The organism is Bacillus cereus, from assembly GCF_002564555.1.
GTDB lineage: Bacteria > Bacillota > Bacilli > Bacillales > Bacillaceae_G > Bacillus_A > Bacillus_A cereus_K.
This window is the reverse complement of record NZ_NUVD01000015.1, coordinates 79,453-97,115: the sequence shown is the minus strand read 5'-3', so window position 1 is coordinate 97,115 and position 17,663 is coordinate 79,453. Positions and strand designations below refer to the sequence as shown.

Here is a 17,663-nt window from a genome sequence, read left to right as displayed (position 1 = left end):
GGTTTTTCTGTTCGATATCATGTATCGTGCGAAAATGAATCAAACATACTACATAGAGAATAGAAGTGAACGCTACTAATAACCATTTTTGTTTGGATCGAAACAAAAAATAGTCTATAGAACATAAATATTTATTCATGAATATAAAAATTAAAATTTGAGGTAGATAGGACGGGAAAATGAAAAAGATTATTAAAGTTGAAGCAGTAGAAAAACATTTTGGAAATCAAGTGATTATCCCACCTCTTTCTTTAGACATTAAAGAAGGAGAGTTTTTAACAATTTTAGGGCCGAGTGGTTGCGGAAAAACGACGTTACTTCGTATGATCGCAGGATTTGAAACGCCAACTAAAGGGAATCTTTTATTAGATGATGAAAAGATTAACGATTTGCCGCCATATAAACGTCATATGAACTTAGTGTTCCAACATTATGCACTATTCCCGCATATGAGTGTGGAGAAAAATATTTGTTTCGGTATGAAAATGCAAAAAGTACCAGCAGCAGAGCAGAAAGAACGTGCTGAAGAGGCAATGCGTTTAACGCAGTTACTTGAATTCCGTAATCGTAAACCTTCAAAGCTCTCTGGTGGACAGCAGCAGCGTGTAGCAATTGCAAGAGCAATTGTAAACAACCCGCGCGTATTACTATTAGATGAGCCACTTGGAGCGCTTGACTTTAAGTTACGAAAAGATTTGCAACGTGAATTGAAGAACTTACAACGTAATTTAGGAATTACGTTCATATACGTAACACACGATCAAGAAGAAGCGATGAGTATGAGTGATCGTATTGTCGTTATGAATAAAGGGCATATCGAACAAGTCGGCACGCCGAAAGAAATTTATAATCAGCCAAAAACATTGTTCGTTGCGACGTTCATCGGTGAAAATAATATCGTGAAAAATGGGGAAAACTACGTAGCAGTTCGCCCTGAAAACGTAAAGGTTCGTTCGGTTGAAGAGCCAATTTTAAAAGAATACCATCTTGGACATATTGAAGATGTTGAGTTTGTTGGAAATATGGAAAAGCTGTATGTACGTGATGAGAAAACATCAGAATTATTAATGGCATATCAAACTGCTGAAGAAGCAGCACAGTGGAACATTGGAGATAATGTATATGTAGGCTGGGAGCAAGAGGATGAGGTGACCTTAAATTGAAAAAAGGGAAATTACTCGCATTACCTACAGTCGTATGGCTGTTACTCTTCTTCCTAATTCCACTTCTGTTCGTACTCGCATTTGCCTTCATGCAGCGCGGAGCATACGGGACAGTGGAAATGAAATTTACATTAGATAACATAGCGCGCGTGTTTGATCCATTATATATGGGGACGTTATGGGAAACAGTGAAAATTGCGGTTATTACGACAGTACTCTGTTTAGTAATTGGTTATCCATTTGCCTATACAATTACAATTGTTGATCGTAAATATCGTTCTATCCTTTTATTATTGGCAACGATACCGTTTTGGATTAACTTCCTTGTTCGTTCATACGCATGGATTGTTATTTTACGTTCACAAGGTCTTGTAAACACATTGTTATTGAAACTAGGTATTATTAGTGAACCGTTAAATTTACTATATAATACACCTTCTGTAATACTCGGAATGGTATATTCTTTATTACCATTTATGATTTTACCAGTGTATGCGGCAATTGAGCAGCTGGATAAGCGTAAGCTAGAGGCAGCTTATGATTTAGGGGCAACACCAGCAAAGGCATTTTGGAATGTAACAGTACCAATGACGATGTCAGGGATTGTTACTGGTTCTATTTTAGTATTCGTCTCTTCTATCGGAATGTTTGTTGTATCAGACGTTATGGGTGGATCGAAAGTAGCGTTAATCGGAAACGTAATTCAAAATCAATTCTTAGGCTCGCGTGACTGGCCGTTTGGTTCCGCGTTATCTCTGATTGTTGTTCTATTCTCTGTTCTGTTAATTTACTTATATTATCGTGCAACGAAAGTATATAAATATGATGAGAACGGAGGGGAATAGGCAAAGATGAAGAAGTTTTTAGTTTCTTATTCTTGGTTAATTTTAGTATTCTTGTATTTTCCAATGATGGTTTTAATGGTATATTCCTTCAACGATTCACGCATTAATGCAGAATGGGAAGGCTTTACATTACATTGGTATACAGATTTATTTCAAAAACAAGATGTTATTGATGCGTTTATAAATAGTATAACGATTGCAGTTATAACGACGGTTGTAACGACAATTCTGGGTGTGTTTTTTGCGATTGCCTTACATCGCTATAAATATCGTTTTGAAGGGGCAATTAATGGTCTTGTATACTTACCAATTTTAATTCCCGATATTTTAATGGGATTATCTTTACTAATCTTATTTAGTCAATTAGGTATGGAACTTGGACAAACTACGATTATTATCGCGCATATTACATTTAGTATTTCATTTGTTGTTGTTATTTTAGCAGCCCGTCTTTCTAGCATGGGACGTGATTTAGAAGAGGCTGCAAATGATTTAGGAGCAACGCCTTGGCAAACGTTTCGTTATGTAACGTTTCCAGCAATTGCACCGGGAGTTGTTTCAGCAGCATTATTAACATTTACATTATCAATTGATGATTTTGTAATTAGTTTCTTCGTATCAGGACCAGGATCAACAACATTGCCATTATACATTTACAGTATGGTTAAGCGTGGAGTATCACCTGAAATTAATGCCCTGTCTACAATTTTAATTGTTGTTATCGTAGGATTAATGGTTCTATCAGAAGTCTTCCGTAACAAAGGTGCAGATGGTGAAGAAAACTCTGGAGGACACCTTCCTTTATAATACGAATGATATAAAAAGTACGAGGAGGTAATAAACCGATGAAATTAGTGAAAACATTAGCTGGTGCAGCTATTAGCTTCTGCTTTGTTGCAGTTGTACTTGCGGGCTGTGGTGAGAAGAAAGAAGAATTAAATATTTATAGTTGGGCTGACAACTTTGATGAGCAAGTTTTAAAAGATTTTGAAAAGAAATATAACGTGAAAATCAATTATGATAAATATGCAAGTAACGAAGAAATGCTTGCGAAATTACAAGCTGGTGGCGCGACGTATGATTTAATCCAGCCGTCTGATTACATGGTGAAAACAATGGCGAAGATGGACTTATTAGAGCCTTTAGACAAGAAGAACATCCCGAACATCGAGAACCTTGTTTCTAACTTCAAAACACCTGCGTTCGATCCAGAGAATAAGTATTCTCTAGTATATACTTGGGGTGTAACAGGCATTGCATACAATAAAAAGTATGTGAAAGAAACACCTACAAGCTGGGAAGATTTATGGAACGAGAAATATAAAGGACATGTGACTTTATTAAACGATTCTCGTGAAGTGTTAGGAATGGGTCTTAAAAAGAATGGATTCTCAAATAGCACGAAAGAGGATGCAGAGTTAAAGACAGCGGCAAATGATTTACAGAAGTTACTTCCAAACTTATTAGCATTCGATACAGATAACATTAAACAAAAGTTCATTACAGAAGATGCTTGGATTGGGACTGTATGGTCAGGAGACGCAGCATTTATCGCGAAAGACAATAAAGATGTAGGATACGTTGTACCAAAAGAAGGTGGCACAATTTGGGCTGACACATTAGCAATTCCAAAAGGTGCGAAACATAAAGAACTTGCAGAGAAGTTTATGAACTACTTATTAGATGAAAAAGTAAGTGTGAAAAACTACGAGTCAATTGGTTACAGTAATCCAAATGAAAAAGCTTATCCTCTTCATAGTAAAGAATATCGTGATAATCACATGATCTTCTTAACGAAAGAAGAATTAGATCGTACAGAATGGCTTGTTGATGTAGACGATAAGTTAAAAGACTATGATCGTTACTGGACAGAGTTAAAAACAAAAGGTAAATAAGTAAGGAAATGCGGTTTCTATAGTAGAAATCGCATTTTTTCATAGTAGGAGGAAATCGTTTGAAGAAAAAGTTACATCGATATGAGTTCATCTGCATGATTTTATTACTTGCTTTATTCGGGATTATCGTTTGGAGAGTACAAGCAAGCGGAGTTACAGCGGTGGATACATATGTCCGCGGAATGATAAAAGGATTGCAAACAGAAAGTTCACTTACATTCTTCTCATACTTTACAAAATTAGGATCTGCAATTGGAGTTATAACGACGCTAATTATAAGCTTGCTCGTTTTTTGGAAAAAACGTTATTATGCTGCTATGATTGTGTATCCAATGGCTATATTAACGACACATATTGTTAATAAAGGGATAAAAGAAGTTGTAAAAAGAAGCCGCCCGTCATTAAATGAGGCACTTGACGCACTTGGGTATAGCTTCCCTAGCGGACATGCAATGCTATCTATTATGACATTTGGTTTTCTTGCCTATATTATTGCTGCCAATTGGAAGAGTGTAGCTGGGAAATATGGTATTACGATTTTGATGGGAATATTAATTGTATTGATTGGATTAAGTAGAGTTATTTTAAATGTGCATTATCCAACTGATATTTTAGCAGGTTACTGCGCAGGTGGTATTTTGTTAATTATAGCGATTTATTGCCATCGTTTACTTTCTGAAAGATTAGGGCTTAATAAAGAGAGATAGAAAAATGCCTAAAAAACTGTCGTTATAGTTTTTTAGGCATTTTTTGTTTGTATTCGGATGTGATACATTATAAGTAGATGATTGAACTAAATAAAGTAGGTGAAAATGTGTGAAGACAAATGTACATAAAGTTGATCGGTGGGGGAAGTTAGGCTCTTTTTTATACCAGTTTCGGTATACGGTAATTGTAGCGCTACTATTGCTCGCAGTAGGGCTCGGGATTTTTGCTCCAAAGCTTCCAGGAGTATTAGGTGGTGATGGTTTCCAAACAGAAGGAGATTATCAAAAGACGAAAGAAATTTTAGATAAAGATTTTAAGCAGTCTCAAGATACACTTTTACTCGTTTTTGAGAAGAACAAGGATGCTTCACATGAAGAATTTCAAAAACAAATAGAAGGAATTATAAAAAATATTCAAGAGAAAGAAAAGTATGAGTCTTTCCATCATCCTATAGAAAATAAAGAGATGTTACAAGATGATATCGGTTATGCGACGATTTTATTTTCCGGGAAAACAAATAAAGATCGAATGGAAAAGACATTACAGTTTGCTGATAAAATTGAGAAGGAAAGTAATGCAGTACTAAAAGTAACACCTACAGGGTTTCCAAAAATTAATCAAGAAATTAATGAGAGAACGCAAAATGATTTAAAAGTAGCAGAGATGATTGGTTTACCAATTGCGTTTCTCGTACTATTATTTTCATTTGGTAGTCTAATTGCTTCTGTTTTACCGATTGTAAATGGTGCACTAAGTGTAATTAGCACGATGGGCATATTATATTTCATAGGTAGCGATAAAGAACTATCTATTTTCGTGTTAAATGTTGCACCGATGATTGGACTTGCATTGTCCATTGATTTTGCACTATTATTTGTGAACCGTTTTCGAGAGGAAGTTGCAAAGCGACCGGTAAAAGAAGCGATAGCAATTACATATCAAACAGCCGGACGTGCTATCGTATTTTCGGGATTGTGTGTATTTGTCGGATTGTCCGGTTTGTTTTTCTTTAAGATAGATTATATTCAGTCTGTCGCTATTAGCGGAATGATTGTTGTGATTATGAGTATTGTATTCTCACTCACACTTCTTCCGGCGTTATTATCGTTAATTGGTAAACGAATATTAAAAAAGAATCAAGTAGCACATACGCCGGCAAAGGCTTGGCGTAAATTTGCACAATTTGTAATGAAACATCCAATTGCAATGATTATTGTGGTTACAACATTTATTATGATTTGCTTATTGCCGTTACGTACTGCGAATTTGCAGTTCCCTGGCGTAGAAGCTTTACCTGAAAAGAGTGATACAAGGGTTGCATATGAGAAGTATGAAGAGGCATTTAATAAAACTGTCCAAACACATGCTGATGTTACGTTAGTGGTAGAGACGAAAAAAGATATGAAAGAAAAAGAAAGTTTACAAAAGGTAGAAGAAGTCGTTCAAAAGTTAAAAGACGATAAGAAAGTATATGAAGTAAGAAGTTTATACGACGGGTTAACTGGAATGAAAGCAGATCAAGTTGCTGGAATATTAGAGTCGCCAGAAGCAGCGAAAATAGCTCCTGTATTTGAAGTGTACACGAAAGGGAATAAGACGACGATAGAAGTCTTTTTGAAAACAAAACCACGTACAGAAACTGCGAAACAGTGGGTCCGTGATTTTAAAAAGAATTATAAAGAAACGGATGTTACGTATTATCTAGGCGGGATGACGACGTTCCAACAAGAGTTAGAAGATGAAATTAAAGATAAAGTTGCAATTGGTATGTCTGTTATATTTGGATCGACCTTTGTTATATTATTATTTGCATTTCGTTCTATACTCATTCCAATTAAGGCTATTATTATGAATATACTTAGTTTAAGCGCAACAATTGGAATTGTTGTTTGGTTATTTGAAGGTGGTCATTTTGGTTTAGAAGCGAGTCCTGTTTTATTTGTATTACCAATCTTCATTTTTGGCCTCGTATTCGGGCTTAGCATGGATTATGAAGTATTTCTTATTTCACGTATTCATGAGCTCTATGAAGAAACAGGAGATAATGATCACGCAACGTTAGAGGGGCTCATTTCGACAAGTAGAATCATAACGTCAGCTGCTTTAATTATGATCGTTGTAACTGGTGCGTTCGCATTTACTGATATTTTACCAGTAAGGCAAATGGGGCTTGGTGTAGCATTAGCGATATTTCTTGATGCAACAATTATTCGTCTTATGCTCGTACCAAGCTTAATGAAGTTGTTTGGGGACTGGAACTGGTGGCTGCCGTTTCGAAAAAAACGAGAAAAATCATCGTGAAAAACACTCATCATATTGATGAGTGTTTTTTTATGAATAGCAAAGCCTACATTTTGCAAATAGTATGTGATAAGAACATTACATAATAAGTAGGTGAAGGCAATGTTTCGTTATTTTAAGTTTAAGTTAAATGATACAGTACAGTTTGCTGAGAACGATGGGCATATGTATCGCATTGTCGGTTATCGGTTAGAAAAGGGATTTTATCCAAAAGATGAATGGACTCATATTATTTATGAACTGCTTAGAGACTTTGATGGGTATACGATGGATGCGGAAGAGGAGGAACTTGTAAAGGTCATTCAAGTAGAGGATGAGTATTACAAAATACAAGAAGTGTCAGGCTATCGGTATCCAGTAAAAATGAAGCAAAAACAACAAGTGATGAAATTTGAAAAGATAGACGATTTATTAGATGCGTACAATGACTATAAACGATTGGCGGATTTCTTTAAAGATTTATCGTATGAACAAAAAGCTGAAGAAGTGTTGCGGGAAATGAAAAGACTTAGAGCGTGAGGGGCAGTCTATTATAAGACTGCCCTCTATTTTTGACGGTGCATCAAAGGGTGTTTTCCGTTACAATGAGAGAATCAATAGAAATAAGGTGATAACAGTATGGAAACAAAGAAAAAGGGCGAATGGTGTGAAATCACAGTTCCAGCTAAATGGAATGGTATAAGTATTGAATCAGTATTAAAAGTAGAATGGGAACTGCCGAAAAAGTTATTACATCAGCTTCGCATGGATAAGGGTGTTACTGTTAACGGTGAACAGAGAAGATGGCATGAACTTTTAAAAGAAGGAGATAAGTTACAAGTTCATATGTTTATTGAGGAAGAGTACGGTGTAGAGCCAGAATATGGTGAATTACATGTAGTGTTTGAAGATGATCATGTACTCATCGTAAATAAACCAGAGCAAATGGATACGCATCCTTCTGAAAAAGGTGGAACGGGAACACTTGCAAATCTCGTTGCGTTTCATTTTCAAATGCAAGGTATAGAGACGAAGGTTCGTCATATACATCGCTTAGATAAAGATACGACAGGTGGTGTCGTGTTTGCTAAGCATAGAATTGCTGGTGCGATTATGGATCGTTTATTAATGGAACGAAAAATAAAAAGAACGTATGCAGCGCTTGTTGAAGGAAAAGTAAAAAAGAAGAAAGGTACAATTGATGTGGCTATTGGAAGGGACCGACATCATGCTACGAGACGTCGTGTTTCCCCTAAGGGTGATGAAGCTATCACGTACTATAAAGTAGAAAAGTATTTTAAAAAGCAAAATACAACCTTTGTAACGTTGCAATTAGAAACAGGTAGAACGCATCAAATTCGTGTTCATATGAGCTATAATGGTAATCCACTAGTTGGGGATGTATTATATGGTGGACAAACAAAATATATGTCTAGCCAAGCGTTACACGCAATGAAAATTAATTTCTTGCATCCAATTACGAAAGAAGAGATCGAAGTTGAGGTACCGTTTCCTACAAAATTAAACAATACAATGAAAGAATTTCAAAGAGAAAATGTGTAAAGAGTAAGTTTTAATTTGAGAAAAGTAGATTTTTGCAGGAATTTCTCTAAAAGAAGCGAAGCCGTTAAGAGAAAAGAGAGGTGAGAATCACTTGGTCAAATATAAATATATACTAGGAATATTTTTCGCTTGTCTTTTATTTACTCTATGCCTCTATCCGTATTTACCAGAACGTTTGGCGGTACATTGGAACGTAAATGGTGAGCCGAACGAATTTATGAGTAAACAAGTTGTTGTCGCATTTATTCCTTGCCTTATTATTTTTTTACGTGGATTCGTGTATATTATTTCACATAATATATATAAGTTTAATGAAGGAGAGCATTTCATTATAAGCGGATTTATAAAGACGATTACGTTATTTATGTTGTTTATTCATATGCTTATTCTCCTTATTAACTTTGAAAGTTTTATATCTTTTCAGACAGGACTAACAATCGGGATTAGTATGTTTCTTTTTGTGCTTAGTAAAGAGTTTAAAAGGATAAAGGGTAAAGAAAAAGATCCAATTAAATTACAAAAAATTCGTTTAGTGAGTAGGCGGATTTTTCAAGTGATGGCATGTGGTATACTGTTTTCATTGTTTTTGAACTTGAAGTGGGGATATTATGTATTACTTAGTGTCATAAGCTGTGGATCTATTTTGTTTATGTTCTACATTTTATATTCATACATAATAGAGAGTTACGAAACTTAAAGAGAGTCTTCTCATCATGAGAAGACTCTCTTATTCTATTTATTTTGTAATAAATTGTTGTGTCCAGTAGTTGCCGCTTTCTACATAGCCAACACCGATGTGAGTGAAGCTGTTATTTAAGATGTTTGCACGGTGTCCAGCGCTGTTCATCCAAGCTTGTACTACTTCTTCAGGTGTACGTTGACCTTGAGCGATGTTTTCACCTGCAGATGTATAAGAAATACCGAATTTCTTCATCATGTCAAACGGAGACCCGTATGTAGGGCTATTATGATCAAAGTAGTTATTTTTTTGCATATCTTCAGATTTAATACGTGCTACTTTGCTTAATTCAGTATCGATTTGTAGTGCTGGTAAGCCTTGTTTTGCACGCTCAGCGTTTGTTAATTCAACAACACGTTGCTCGAACTCGCTTAAAGATTTTGCTTCTTCAGCAGGCTTTTGCTCAGCAGGTTTTTGTGTTTCGTTTTGAGCAGTGTTGTTTTCAGCTGGTTTTTGAGCTTCTGGTTTTTGAACTTCTTCAGCAGGCTTTTGTTCAGCAGGTTTTTGTTCAGCAGGCTTTTGAGTTTCTGGCTTAGCTGTTGGTTGCTCAGTTACAACATTTTCAGTAGGTTGTTGATCAGGAATGAAGCAATTTGGTTGGAAGTTTCCTTGTTGCCATTGTGCTAATGACTCAACTCCCATAGATTGTAAGAATGCTTGTAATTCTTGTTGGCTCATTTGCTTCATCATCACTTTTGAATGCTGAATATTTTGAACCTTTATGTTAGATGGTTGTACTGTTGCAGCTTGTGCATCTAAAGAAGTTACTCCTAGAGTAAGAGCTGTTGCAGCAGCTACAGATAATAAAACACGCTTTTTCATGATGTGTGTCCCCCTATATAAAGTTTTAATTTGTTTTCACACGATTTGTTTTTGACAGCCTGTCTGACTGACAAATTCATCGTAGCATACAATTTGCGAGAAAAAGGATGGAAAAAAATTCATAGACTTTAAATTTACCTAATTTATCCTAAGTGGAGAAAAGGGAAGAAATAAGAGAAACGTAGAGTATAAAAGGAATTTTCAGCATTTTTATACTTAGTTTTAAGAGGTTTATTTTGGATAAAGTTACCTAAATAGAAAATGAAGAATCCTATTGTATCAATGGTTTGAGCGTTTTTCTGAGGAATATAATGGATTGATTTTTACAAAACTGTAATGTTTCTGTTGTTCTTTTTTATAATAAAGTAACATATTTTTAATGTTGTAGCGGACAAAAAAGCGGCTATCTCTTTACATAGACGAGGGAGATAGCCGTTTTCTTATTATTACGTATGTTACGAGTTATTACGAGTTGGTTTCAATTGCTTCTAATAATAAATCTACAATGTGAATTCCTCTCATTTTATGAGAAAGACCTTCCCGTTCAATACCTAATTTCATTTGCAATAGACAACCTGGATTTGCAGTAACAATCGTTGCTGCGTCTGTTTCATGTACACGATCCATCTTATAATCTAGAAATTCCATAGATAACTCTGAATGAACAATATTGTAAATACCAGCAGAACCACAACAACGGTCCGCATCTTTCATTTCACGGTATGTTGCCCCTTGAATGGCTTCTAGTAACATACGAGGTTCAGAAGATGTTCGCATAACGTTGCGTAAATGACAGGAGTCTTGATACGTAATAATTTGCGGCGTGAGTCGTAAGTCAGTTCGTTTATGGAAATCTAATTCTACTAGTATAGCAGTAATATCTTTAATTTTAGAAACGAACTGCTTTGCACGTTCAGCCCACTTAGGATCATCTTTTAAAAGATAATCATAGTCTACGAGGTAAGCTCCGCAACCACCTGCATTCGTAATAATATAGTCGATGTTTAAATCTTCGAATGCTTTTATATTTCGTTTTGCTAATTCTTTTGCACCACTCTTCTCACCAGCATGCCCATGTAGTGCCCCGCAGCAACTTTGTGTTTTTGGAATAACGATATCACAACCAGCAAGCTGAAGAAGTTTCATCGTTGCGTTATTTGTTTCTAAAAACATCGTATCCATTAAGCAGCCTGTGAAGAATGCAACTTGTTTCTTCTTTGTATTTTCAGCAGGTAAAAATGTAGGACGATCTTTCATTGCTTTCATTTTAGGGACTTTTGGTAAAACGAGATCCATCGTTGCAAGTGTGTCAGGAAATAGTTTCATAATTCCTGTTTTATGTGTTAGCGTTTGTAAACCAGAACGTTGATAAAATCCGATTAGCCCTGTTAAAGTTCTCATTCGATTTTGATGCGGGAATAGCCCTTCAAAAACGACTTTACGAACAGCTCTCACTGGCATTGAGAATTTTTTATTTTGATTAATAATATCACGAGCTTCCTCTAATAAATGTCCATAATTCACGCCAGATGGACAAACAGGTTCACAAGCACGGCAGCCAAGGCAAACGTTTAATGTATTTTCAACATCTTCATCTGGTTCGATTAATCCATCAACGACAGCTTTCATTAATGCGATACGTCCGCGTGGTGAGTGTGACTCTTTATGTCCAGATTGAATGTAAGTAGGACAAGTAGGTAAACAAAAACCGCATCGCATACAGTTTAGTAGTTCATCTTCACTTAATCGTTCTTTAAATTCCTTTTGAATGTTTTCTTTATTTAATGTGGTCATCGTTCAACCACCACTCTTTTACGTGAGTCGTTCGCAAACATTTTGCCTGGATTCATAATGTTGTTTGGATCGAAAGCTTGCTTTATACCTTGCATAGCTGCAATACCTTCTTTTCCTAATTTTAATTCTAAGTAAGGAGCTTTCATCGCACCAACACCATGTTCACCAGTAATCGTGCCGCCCAGTTCAATTGCTTTCGCAAATATTTCAGCAAAAGCTTGTTCAGCTCGGTGCATTTCTTCTTCATTGCGAGCATCTGTCATACAAGTTGGATGTAAGTTACCATCACCAGCATGTCCAAACGTACAAATAGGAATATTATATTTTTTTGCAATCGCATTAATTGCTTCAACCATCGGAGCGATTTGTGAACGTGGTACGGTCGCGTCTTCTAATATTGTAGTAGGTTTTAATCTTGCAAGTGCTGATAGTGCACTACGGCGAGCAGTACGAAGGGCATCTGCTTCCGCTTCATCTTTTGCAACACGAACATCAACTGCATTCATAGAGCGGCAAACGTTAGCCATGTTTTCAATATCTCGATTGACTACCTCAGGCGGGCCATCTTGTTCGATTAATAAAATCGCCTTTACGTCAGTTGGTAAACCAATTTGTGCAAACTCTTCTACAACTTCAATTGTCGGTTGGTCTAGAAACTCAAGTGTCGCTGGAATGATTTTATTTGCAATAATAGAAGAAACCGCACGGGCAGCTTCATTAATATCTTCATAGAGCGCAAGCATCGTTTTTTTCGTTTCAGGCATAGGAACAAGTTTTAATATTGCTTCCGTTACTACACCAAGTGTTCCTTCAGAACCGATAAATAGACGAGTTAAATCATAACCAGCTACATCTTTCGCTAATTTACCGCCCGTACGGATAATATCACCATTTGGTAAGACAAGTTCAAGTCCCATTACATAATCACGTGTTACGCCATATTTTAACCCGCGTAATCCACCTGAGTTCTCATTAATATTTCCACCGATTGTAGAAATCTTCATCGAGCTTGGATCTGGCGGATAAAATAACTCTTTTTCTTCTACCGCTTTAATAATATCAAGTGTAATGACGCCAGCTTGTACAGTAATTGTTAAATTTTCTTCATCAATTTCTAAAATGTTGTTCATATGGCGGAAAATAAGGACGATACCGCCTTCAAGTGGACATGTTCCTGCGCAAAGATTTGTTCCAGACCCGCGAACATACACAGGGATTTTGTGAGTGTTACATACTTTTAACACTTCAGCTACTTCATTTGTATTACGAGGAGCAATGACTGCATCAGGCATTGCTTGGAAGTTTGGAGTGGCATCATAACTATACGTTAAACGCCCCATATTGGATGTATCTACATTATCTTCGCCAACAATGGATACGAATGAATCAATAATTTGCTTTTCTAACATTGGAAATCCCCCTCAAACTGTTAACGTGTTTCGTCATATTAAAAAACGTTGTAACAGTGCTTTCGTTATAATGATAAAAAAATCGGGGGATTCTTTCTATGTGTAATCATCTAAAGATTAATCTGTTTTATCGTTCTTTTTTGTATGATTATCTAATAAAAGGAGTGCGAAGTATAAAACGTTTAAATCTTTGAATTGTTTTGGATCAAGTCCTGTATGTTCCTCAATCTTTTTTAGCCTGTAATGCAATGTATTAATATGTATATGTAATTGCTCAGCTGTTTGCTTATAAGATTGGTTACAATCAATAAATAAACGTAAAGTGTGCATAAGCTCAGAAGATGATACTAAGTTTTCAATGGTACGCTCTAGAAACTGTTCCCGCGTTTCAGTAGAAATATCTTGTAAGCACATTTCTAAACGTAAATCTTCATTAAATACAATTTTTTTCGTTTCAAGTGATACAGAAAGAGCGCGTAATGCTTGTTCGTATGATATGTTCATATTGCTTGGCGTAACGGTTTGTCCAATCCCGATATATAAGGGAATAGAAAATAAAGTTTCACAGTCATGTTTTAATCGTTTTAAAAATTGGTAAGTTTGCTCTTTGGAGCTCATCGCTGAAAATAAAATAAATCGATCATTTCCCCACCGAACAAATAGATGTTCCTTTGTTAATAGATTGCGAATATGTTGCCAAATCTTACGCTGGAGCATCGTATCATTTTGATCGATAGAGAATAAAATAAGTTGTTTCTTCTTATATAAATCAACGCCAAGCGTTTTTGCACGATCGAGAAAACTTGGAGACCAGTCTGTATTTTGAAGCCAATCAAAGACGAATGCTTCATAAGAACGTTGCTCAAGTTCTAGTTGTTCTAAAAAGTAGTTTTCATGAATTAGTAGTTCGGTCATCTTACGTAATATTTCTCCGTATTGTGAAATGTTTTCAGGTTCTCCTGTAATTCCAATAACACCAATTACTTCGTCATGAAAGAGTAAAGGAAGATTCATCCCGGCTTTTACACCTTCTAGTCGCCTTTCATCTTCTTTTGTAATTATGACGGTTTTCTTTTGTTTCGCACAGCGGAGTGCACCTTCATGAAATTGACCGATTCTTTTTGCATCTGTACTTGCGATAATAACGCCTTGTATATTAATGATAATAATATTTTCTGTAATTAGTCTGCGTACTTCCCGTACAATTTTATTCGCTAAATCAGGAAAAAGCATAATTGGCACACCTCAAATTCTATTTGTTGTACATTATATATGTAAGTTAAATAAGAAAGGAAGATTTCACACTTTCCACACATTTATTTGTTATTTTACAATTATAACGAAATCATCCGAATATGGAGGGAATCTTTTGAGAAAGTATGTTTTTCTTCTCTGTTTTTTATTTCTATTAGTAGGGTGTCAAGGAAGTACATATACACCGATTGCTAAAGATAAAAGTGTTATTATAACAACGAATATAAAAGAAGGTAGTATTAGTTTTATTGATAAAAAAACTAAAAAATTAATCACGACATGGGAATTAAATGAACCGATGGCAGGAATTGCACTACTTCCAAATGGGGAGGACATACTTGTATACGGCAAGCAGCTAGAATACATGTATGTATATTCACTAGTAGAAGGAAGGCAAGTGGAAAAATATAAGACTGGAAAAGGCATTGTAAATGTGGTCGTATCAGAAGATAAAAAGCAATTATTTGCTGCCGATCAAAATGCTCAAAAGGTAAGGTTCTTTACGATAGAAGGGAAAGAGACAGGGAGTGTTTCAACAGGAAAAGGACCGATAACGATGGTAGAGCAACATAATCAGTTATCTGTACTAAACTTTTATGATACGAAACTAACGACAATTGATACAAAGAAAAAAGAGGTTATCCAATCCTTTATGATTCCACCAGCATCAACAGGAGCAACGATTAGTCCGGATGGGAAAGAAATATGGATTGGCGGACATGGTGATGGAAATCAAGTGAATGAGAAAGTTTTAGTGTATTCTTTACAGAGCGGCGAAATGGTACGTTCTTTACACGCTCCGTTTATGCCTGTGAACATAACGAAGGATAATAAGTATGTCTATGCATTAAGTCACGGTTCGAATACGCTTAGAAAGTTTGATGTTAGTACGTATAAAGAGGTAGCTTCTGTAGAAGTAGGATCCAATCCATTTGCATTTTTGAAAAGCGGAGCAGAAGGATACGTAGCAAGTTATGATAGTGATGAAGTGTGCGTTATCGATATGGAGAATTTGAAAATAAAACAAACAATTAAAGTCGGAAAAGGACCGTTTCAACTCATAGAGAGAGAAGGGGAAGGGTAATGAGTAAATATAAAGTGCTAGTTGTAGATGATGAAAGTGATATGAGGCAACTTGTTGGAATGTACTTAGATAACTTTGGATATGAGTGGGGAGAAGCTGAAAATGGAAAAGAAGCACTTCGAAAATTAGAGACGGATCATTATGATTTCGTTGTACTAGATATTATGATGCCAGAGATGGATGGTCTTTCAGTATGTAAAGAGATTCGAAAAACGTCGGATGTACCGATTATATTTTTAACAGCAAAAGGTGAAGAGTGGAATAGGGTGAACGGCTTACGTATGGGAGCAGATGATTATATTGTAAAGCCGTTTAGTCCCGGGGAACTAATTGCTCGTATGGAAGCTGTACTAAGACGTTATACAAAGCAAGAACAGCAAGAGGAGATTCAATTTGGCCCGATTCTTATTAATGAAAAAAGTAGACGAATTGAGACGGATGGACAAGTAGTATCACTTACGGTTAAAGAGTTTGATTTACTATATTTCCTTTGTCAACATAATGGACAAGTCTTTAGCCGGGAGCAATTACTTGAAAAGGTATGGGGATATGATTATGCAGGAAGTACAAGAACAGTAGATACGCATGTGAAAACGATGCGTTTAAAGCTTGGGGAAAGTGGAAACTACATTCAAACCGTTTGGGGTGTAGGCTATAAATTTGAGGTGTAACATATGTTTACGATGGTACAAAAGCTTTGGCTTACAGTAGTATGTGCAGTCTGTGTAACAGTGTCCTTTCTTTATTTCGTATCTTTATACTCGTATGAAAAGTTATACGTTGATAATTTAAAAGATTCATTAGTAATGGAAGGGAAGCGTCTTGCCGCGCAATATGATAAATATGAAGGAGTATCTACTTTTGAAGAGAAAGTAAGGGCATACGATCAAATATCTAGTTCGGATGTTCTGTTCGTGTACAATCCGCGTGATTTAAGCGCATGTTTGCCTTTCGATGTTCACCATCATTCTCTTATAAGTGAAGGGGATAGACAGTCGCTATTAGATGGGAAAACTGTGACAAAGATAGGGTATGAAGAACATTTTGATCGTAATATTATGGGTGTTGTCATTCCTGTTTTAGATAATAAAAAATTAGTTGGTATTGTATACTCTTATATTCCTTTAAAAAGTATAAAAGATTTAATATTTGATATGGGTCTTATTTTAGCGCCGTTAGCACTTGCTATGATTTTAATTACAATATGGATTGGTAGAAAAATTATTATTGCTATTACAAGGCCGCTTTCGCAAATGGAACGAGTTGCAAATCATCTGGCTACAGGAGATTTCTCAGAGCGAATTACAATTTCTTCAGAAGATGAAATTGGACGATTGGGAAAAGCTTTTAATAAAATGGCGAATTCTTTAGAAACAGAAGATGTAAAGCGTAAGGAATTTTTAGCTAATGTTTCGCATGAACTTAGAACACCACTTAGTTATATTAAAGGGTATAGTGAAGCTATTTTAGACGGTGTAGCCAAGGGACCACAGCAGGAAAAAGTAACCCAGCTTATTCATAAAGAAGCAGACCGAATGCAACGTCTCGTTCATGATTTGTTAGATTTAGCGCAATTAGAAGGTGAACATTTTCCTCTAAAGAAGCAACCTATCGTTTTTTCCCAGCTTATTGAAGATGTATTAGATACGTATGAAATTAAGTTTATAGAAAAGAAAATTCGTATTTCAACGAATTTAAATCCTGAAGTTATTGTAATGATTGATGAAGATCGTATGCAACAAGTTCTTCATAACGTGTTAGATAATGCGATACGGTATACGAATGAACACGGGGATATCATAATAACGCTAGAACAGAACGGTGATTATTGTGAATTAAAAATAAAAGACACGGGAATCGGTATTGATACAGAACATTTAGAGAATCTTGGTGAGCGTTTTTACCGAGTTGATAAAGCGAGAAGTCGTCAGCATGGTGGAACAGGTTTAGGACTTGCGATTGTAAGGCAGATTGTTCATATACATGATGGCGAGTGGAAAATAGAAAGTGAAAAGGGTAAAGGGACAACGATTGGTATTAAATTAAAAGTACAAGATGAGGAGAGCATATTCTAATTTTGAGGATATGCTCTTTATATTAAAGATAA

16 protein-coding genes are annotated in these 17,663 nt (G+C 35.8%); 12 read left to right on the top strand and 4 right to left on the bottom strand.

What is annotated here, in order from left to right; all coding sequences use genetic code 11:
- Nucleotides 1-179 precede the first annotated feature (179 nt).
- The 9 genes from potA (at nt 180) to COI75_RS07435 (ending at nt 9,151) form a co-directional block, all read left to right on the top strand.
- Entirely contained in the window at nt 180-1,163 is a 984-nt protein-coding gene (gene potA, locus COI75_RS07475; protein WP_000720331.1) for a spermidine/putrescine ABC transporter ATP-binding protein PotA, read from the top strand.
- Nucleotides 1,160-2,008: a spermidine/putrescine ABC transporter permease PotB gene (gene potB / locus COI75_RS07470; protein ID WP_000715509.1), complete on the top strand. Its 849-nt coding sequence runs from the start codon at nt 1,160-1,162 to the stop codon at nt 2,006-2,008. Before potA ends, potB begins: the two co-directional genes overlap by 4 nt.
- 6 nt (nt 2,009-2,014) lie before the next feature.
- Nucleotides 2,015-2,815, top strand: coding sequence for a spermidine/putrescine ABC transporter permease PotC (gene potC / locus COI75_RS07465; protein ID WP_000714208.1), 801 nt, complete (start codon nt 2,015-2,017; stop codon nt 2,813-2,815).
- A gap of 38 nt (nt 2,816-2,853) precedes the next feature.
- Nucleotides 2,854-3,903, top strand: coding sequence for a polyamine ABC transporter substrate-binding protein (locus COI75_RS07460; protein ID WP_000780033.1), 1,050 nt, complete (start codon nt 2,854-2,856; stop codon nt 3,901-3,903).
- A 59-nt stretch (nt 3,904-3,962) separates the two neighbouring features.
- Nucleotides 3,963-4,610, top strand: a complete 648-nt coding sequence (locus COI75_RS07455; RefSeq protein WP_000727814.1) for a phosphatase PAP2 family protein — start codon at nt 3,963-3,965, stop codon at nt 4,608-4,610.
- A 109-nt stretch (nt 4,611-4,719) separates the two neighbouring features.
- Nucleotides 4,720-6,912 (top strand): MMPL family transporter, encoded by a 2,193-nt coding sequence (locus tag COI75_RS07450; RefSeq protein WP_000856458.1) that lies wholly within the window; start codon nt 4,720-4,722, stop codon nt 6,910-6,912.
- 102 nt (nt 6,913-7,014) lie between these two features.
- Nucleotides 7,015-7,431: a hypothetical protein gene (locus COI75_RS07445; protein ID WP_000490290.1), complete on the top strand. Its 417-nt coding sequence runs from the start codon at nt 7,015-7,017 to the stop codon at nt 7,429-7,431.
- A gap of 99 nt (nt 7,432-7,530) precedes the next feature.
- Complete coding sequence (locus tag COI75_RS07440; protein ID WP_000448356.1) at nt 7,531-8,454, top strand: RluA family pseudouridine synthase; 924 nt, start codon at nt 7,531-7,533, stop codon at nt 8,452-8,454.
- A gap of 91 nt (nt 8,455-8,545) precedes the next feature.
- Nucleotides 8,546-9,151 (top strand): DUF1648 domain-containing protein, encoded by a 606-nt coding sequence (locus COI75_RS07435; RefSeq protein ID WP_000241830.1) that lies wholly within the window; start codon nt 8,546-8,548, stop codon nt 9,149-9,151.
- A gap of 39 nt (nt 9,152-9,190) precedes the next feature.
- Here COI75_RS07435 and COI75_RS07430 read toward each other — a convergent pair whose 3' ends face one another.
- The 4 genes from COI75_RS07430 to COI75_RS07415 form a co-directional block, all read right to left on the bottom strand.
- Complete coding sequence (locus COI75_RS07430) at nt 9,191-10,015, bottom strand: CAP domain-containing protein (protein ID WP_000747608.1); 825 nt, start codon at nt 10,013-10,015, stop codon at nt 9,191-9,193.
- Nucleotides 10,016-10,480: 465 nt separating this feature from the next.
- A complete protein-coding gene (locus COI75_RS07425) occupies nt 10,481-11,809 on the bottom strand; it encodes a (Fe-S)-binding protein (protein WP_000209609.1) in 1,329 nt (442 codons plus the stop codon).
- Complete coding sequence (gene glcD, locus COI75_RS07420) at nt 11,806-13,218, bottom strand: glycolate oxidase subunit GlcD (RefSeq protein ID WP_000890739.1); 1,413 nt, start codon at nt 13,216-13,218, stop codon at nt 11,806-11,808. Before glcD ends, COI75_RS07425 begins: the two co-directional genes overlap by 4 nt.
- 117 nt (nt 13,219-13,335) lie before the next feature.
- Nucleotides 13,336-14,451, bottom strand: coding sequence for a CdaR family transcriptional regulator (locus COI75_RS07415; protein WP_000898651.1), 1,116 nt, complete (start codon nt 14,449-14,451; stop codon nt 13,336-13,338).
- A gap of 136 nt (nt 14,452-14,587) precedes the next feature.
- Between COI75_RS07415 and COI75_RS07410 the strand changes: the two genes are divergently transcribed.
- Genes COI75_RS07410 through COI75_RS07400 form a run of 3 tightly spaced genes read left to right on the top strand, consistent with a single transcriptional unit; the run spans nt 14,588 to nt 17,631 of the window.
- Complete coding sequence (locus COI75_RS07410; protein ID WP_001234172.1) at nt 14,588-15,556, top strand: YncE family protein; 969 nt, start codon at nt 14,588-14,590, stop codon at nt 15,554-15,556.
- Nucleotides 15,556-16,227, top strand: coding sequence for a response regulator transcription factor (locus COI75_RS07405; RefSeq protein ID WP_000049756.1), 672 nt, complete (start codon nt 15,556-15,558; stop codon nt 16,225-16,227). Before COI75_RS07410 ends, COI75_RS07405 begins: the two co-directional genes overlap by 1 nt.
- A gap of 3 nt (nt 16,228-16,230) precedes the next feature.
- Entirely contained in the window at nt 16,231-17,631 is a 1,401-nt protein-coding gene (locus COI75_RS07400) for a sensor histidine kinase (RefSeq protein ID WP_000494802.1), read from the top strand.
- Nucleotides 17,632-17,663 lie beyond the last annotated feature (32 nt).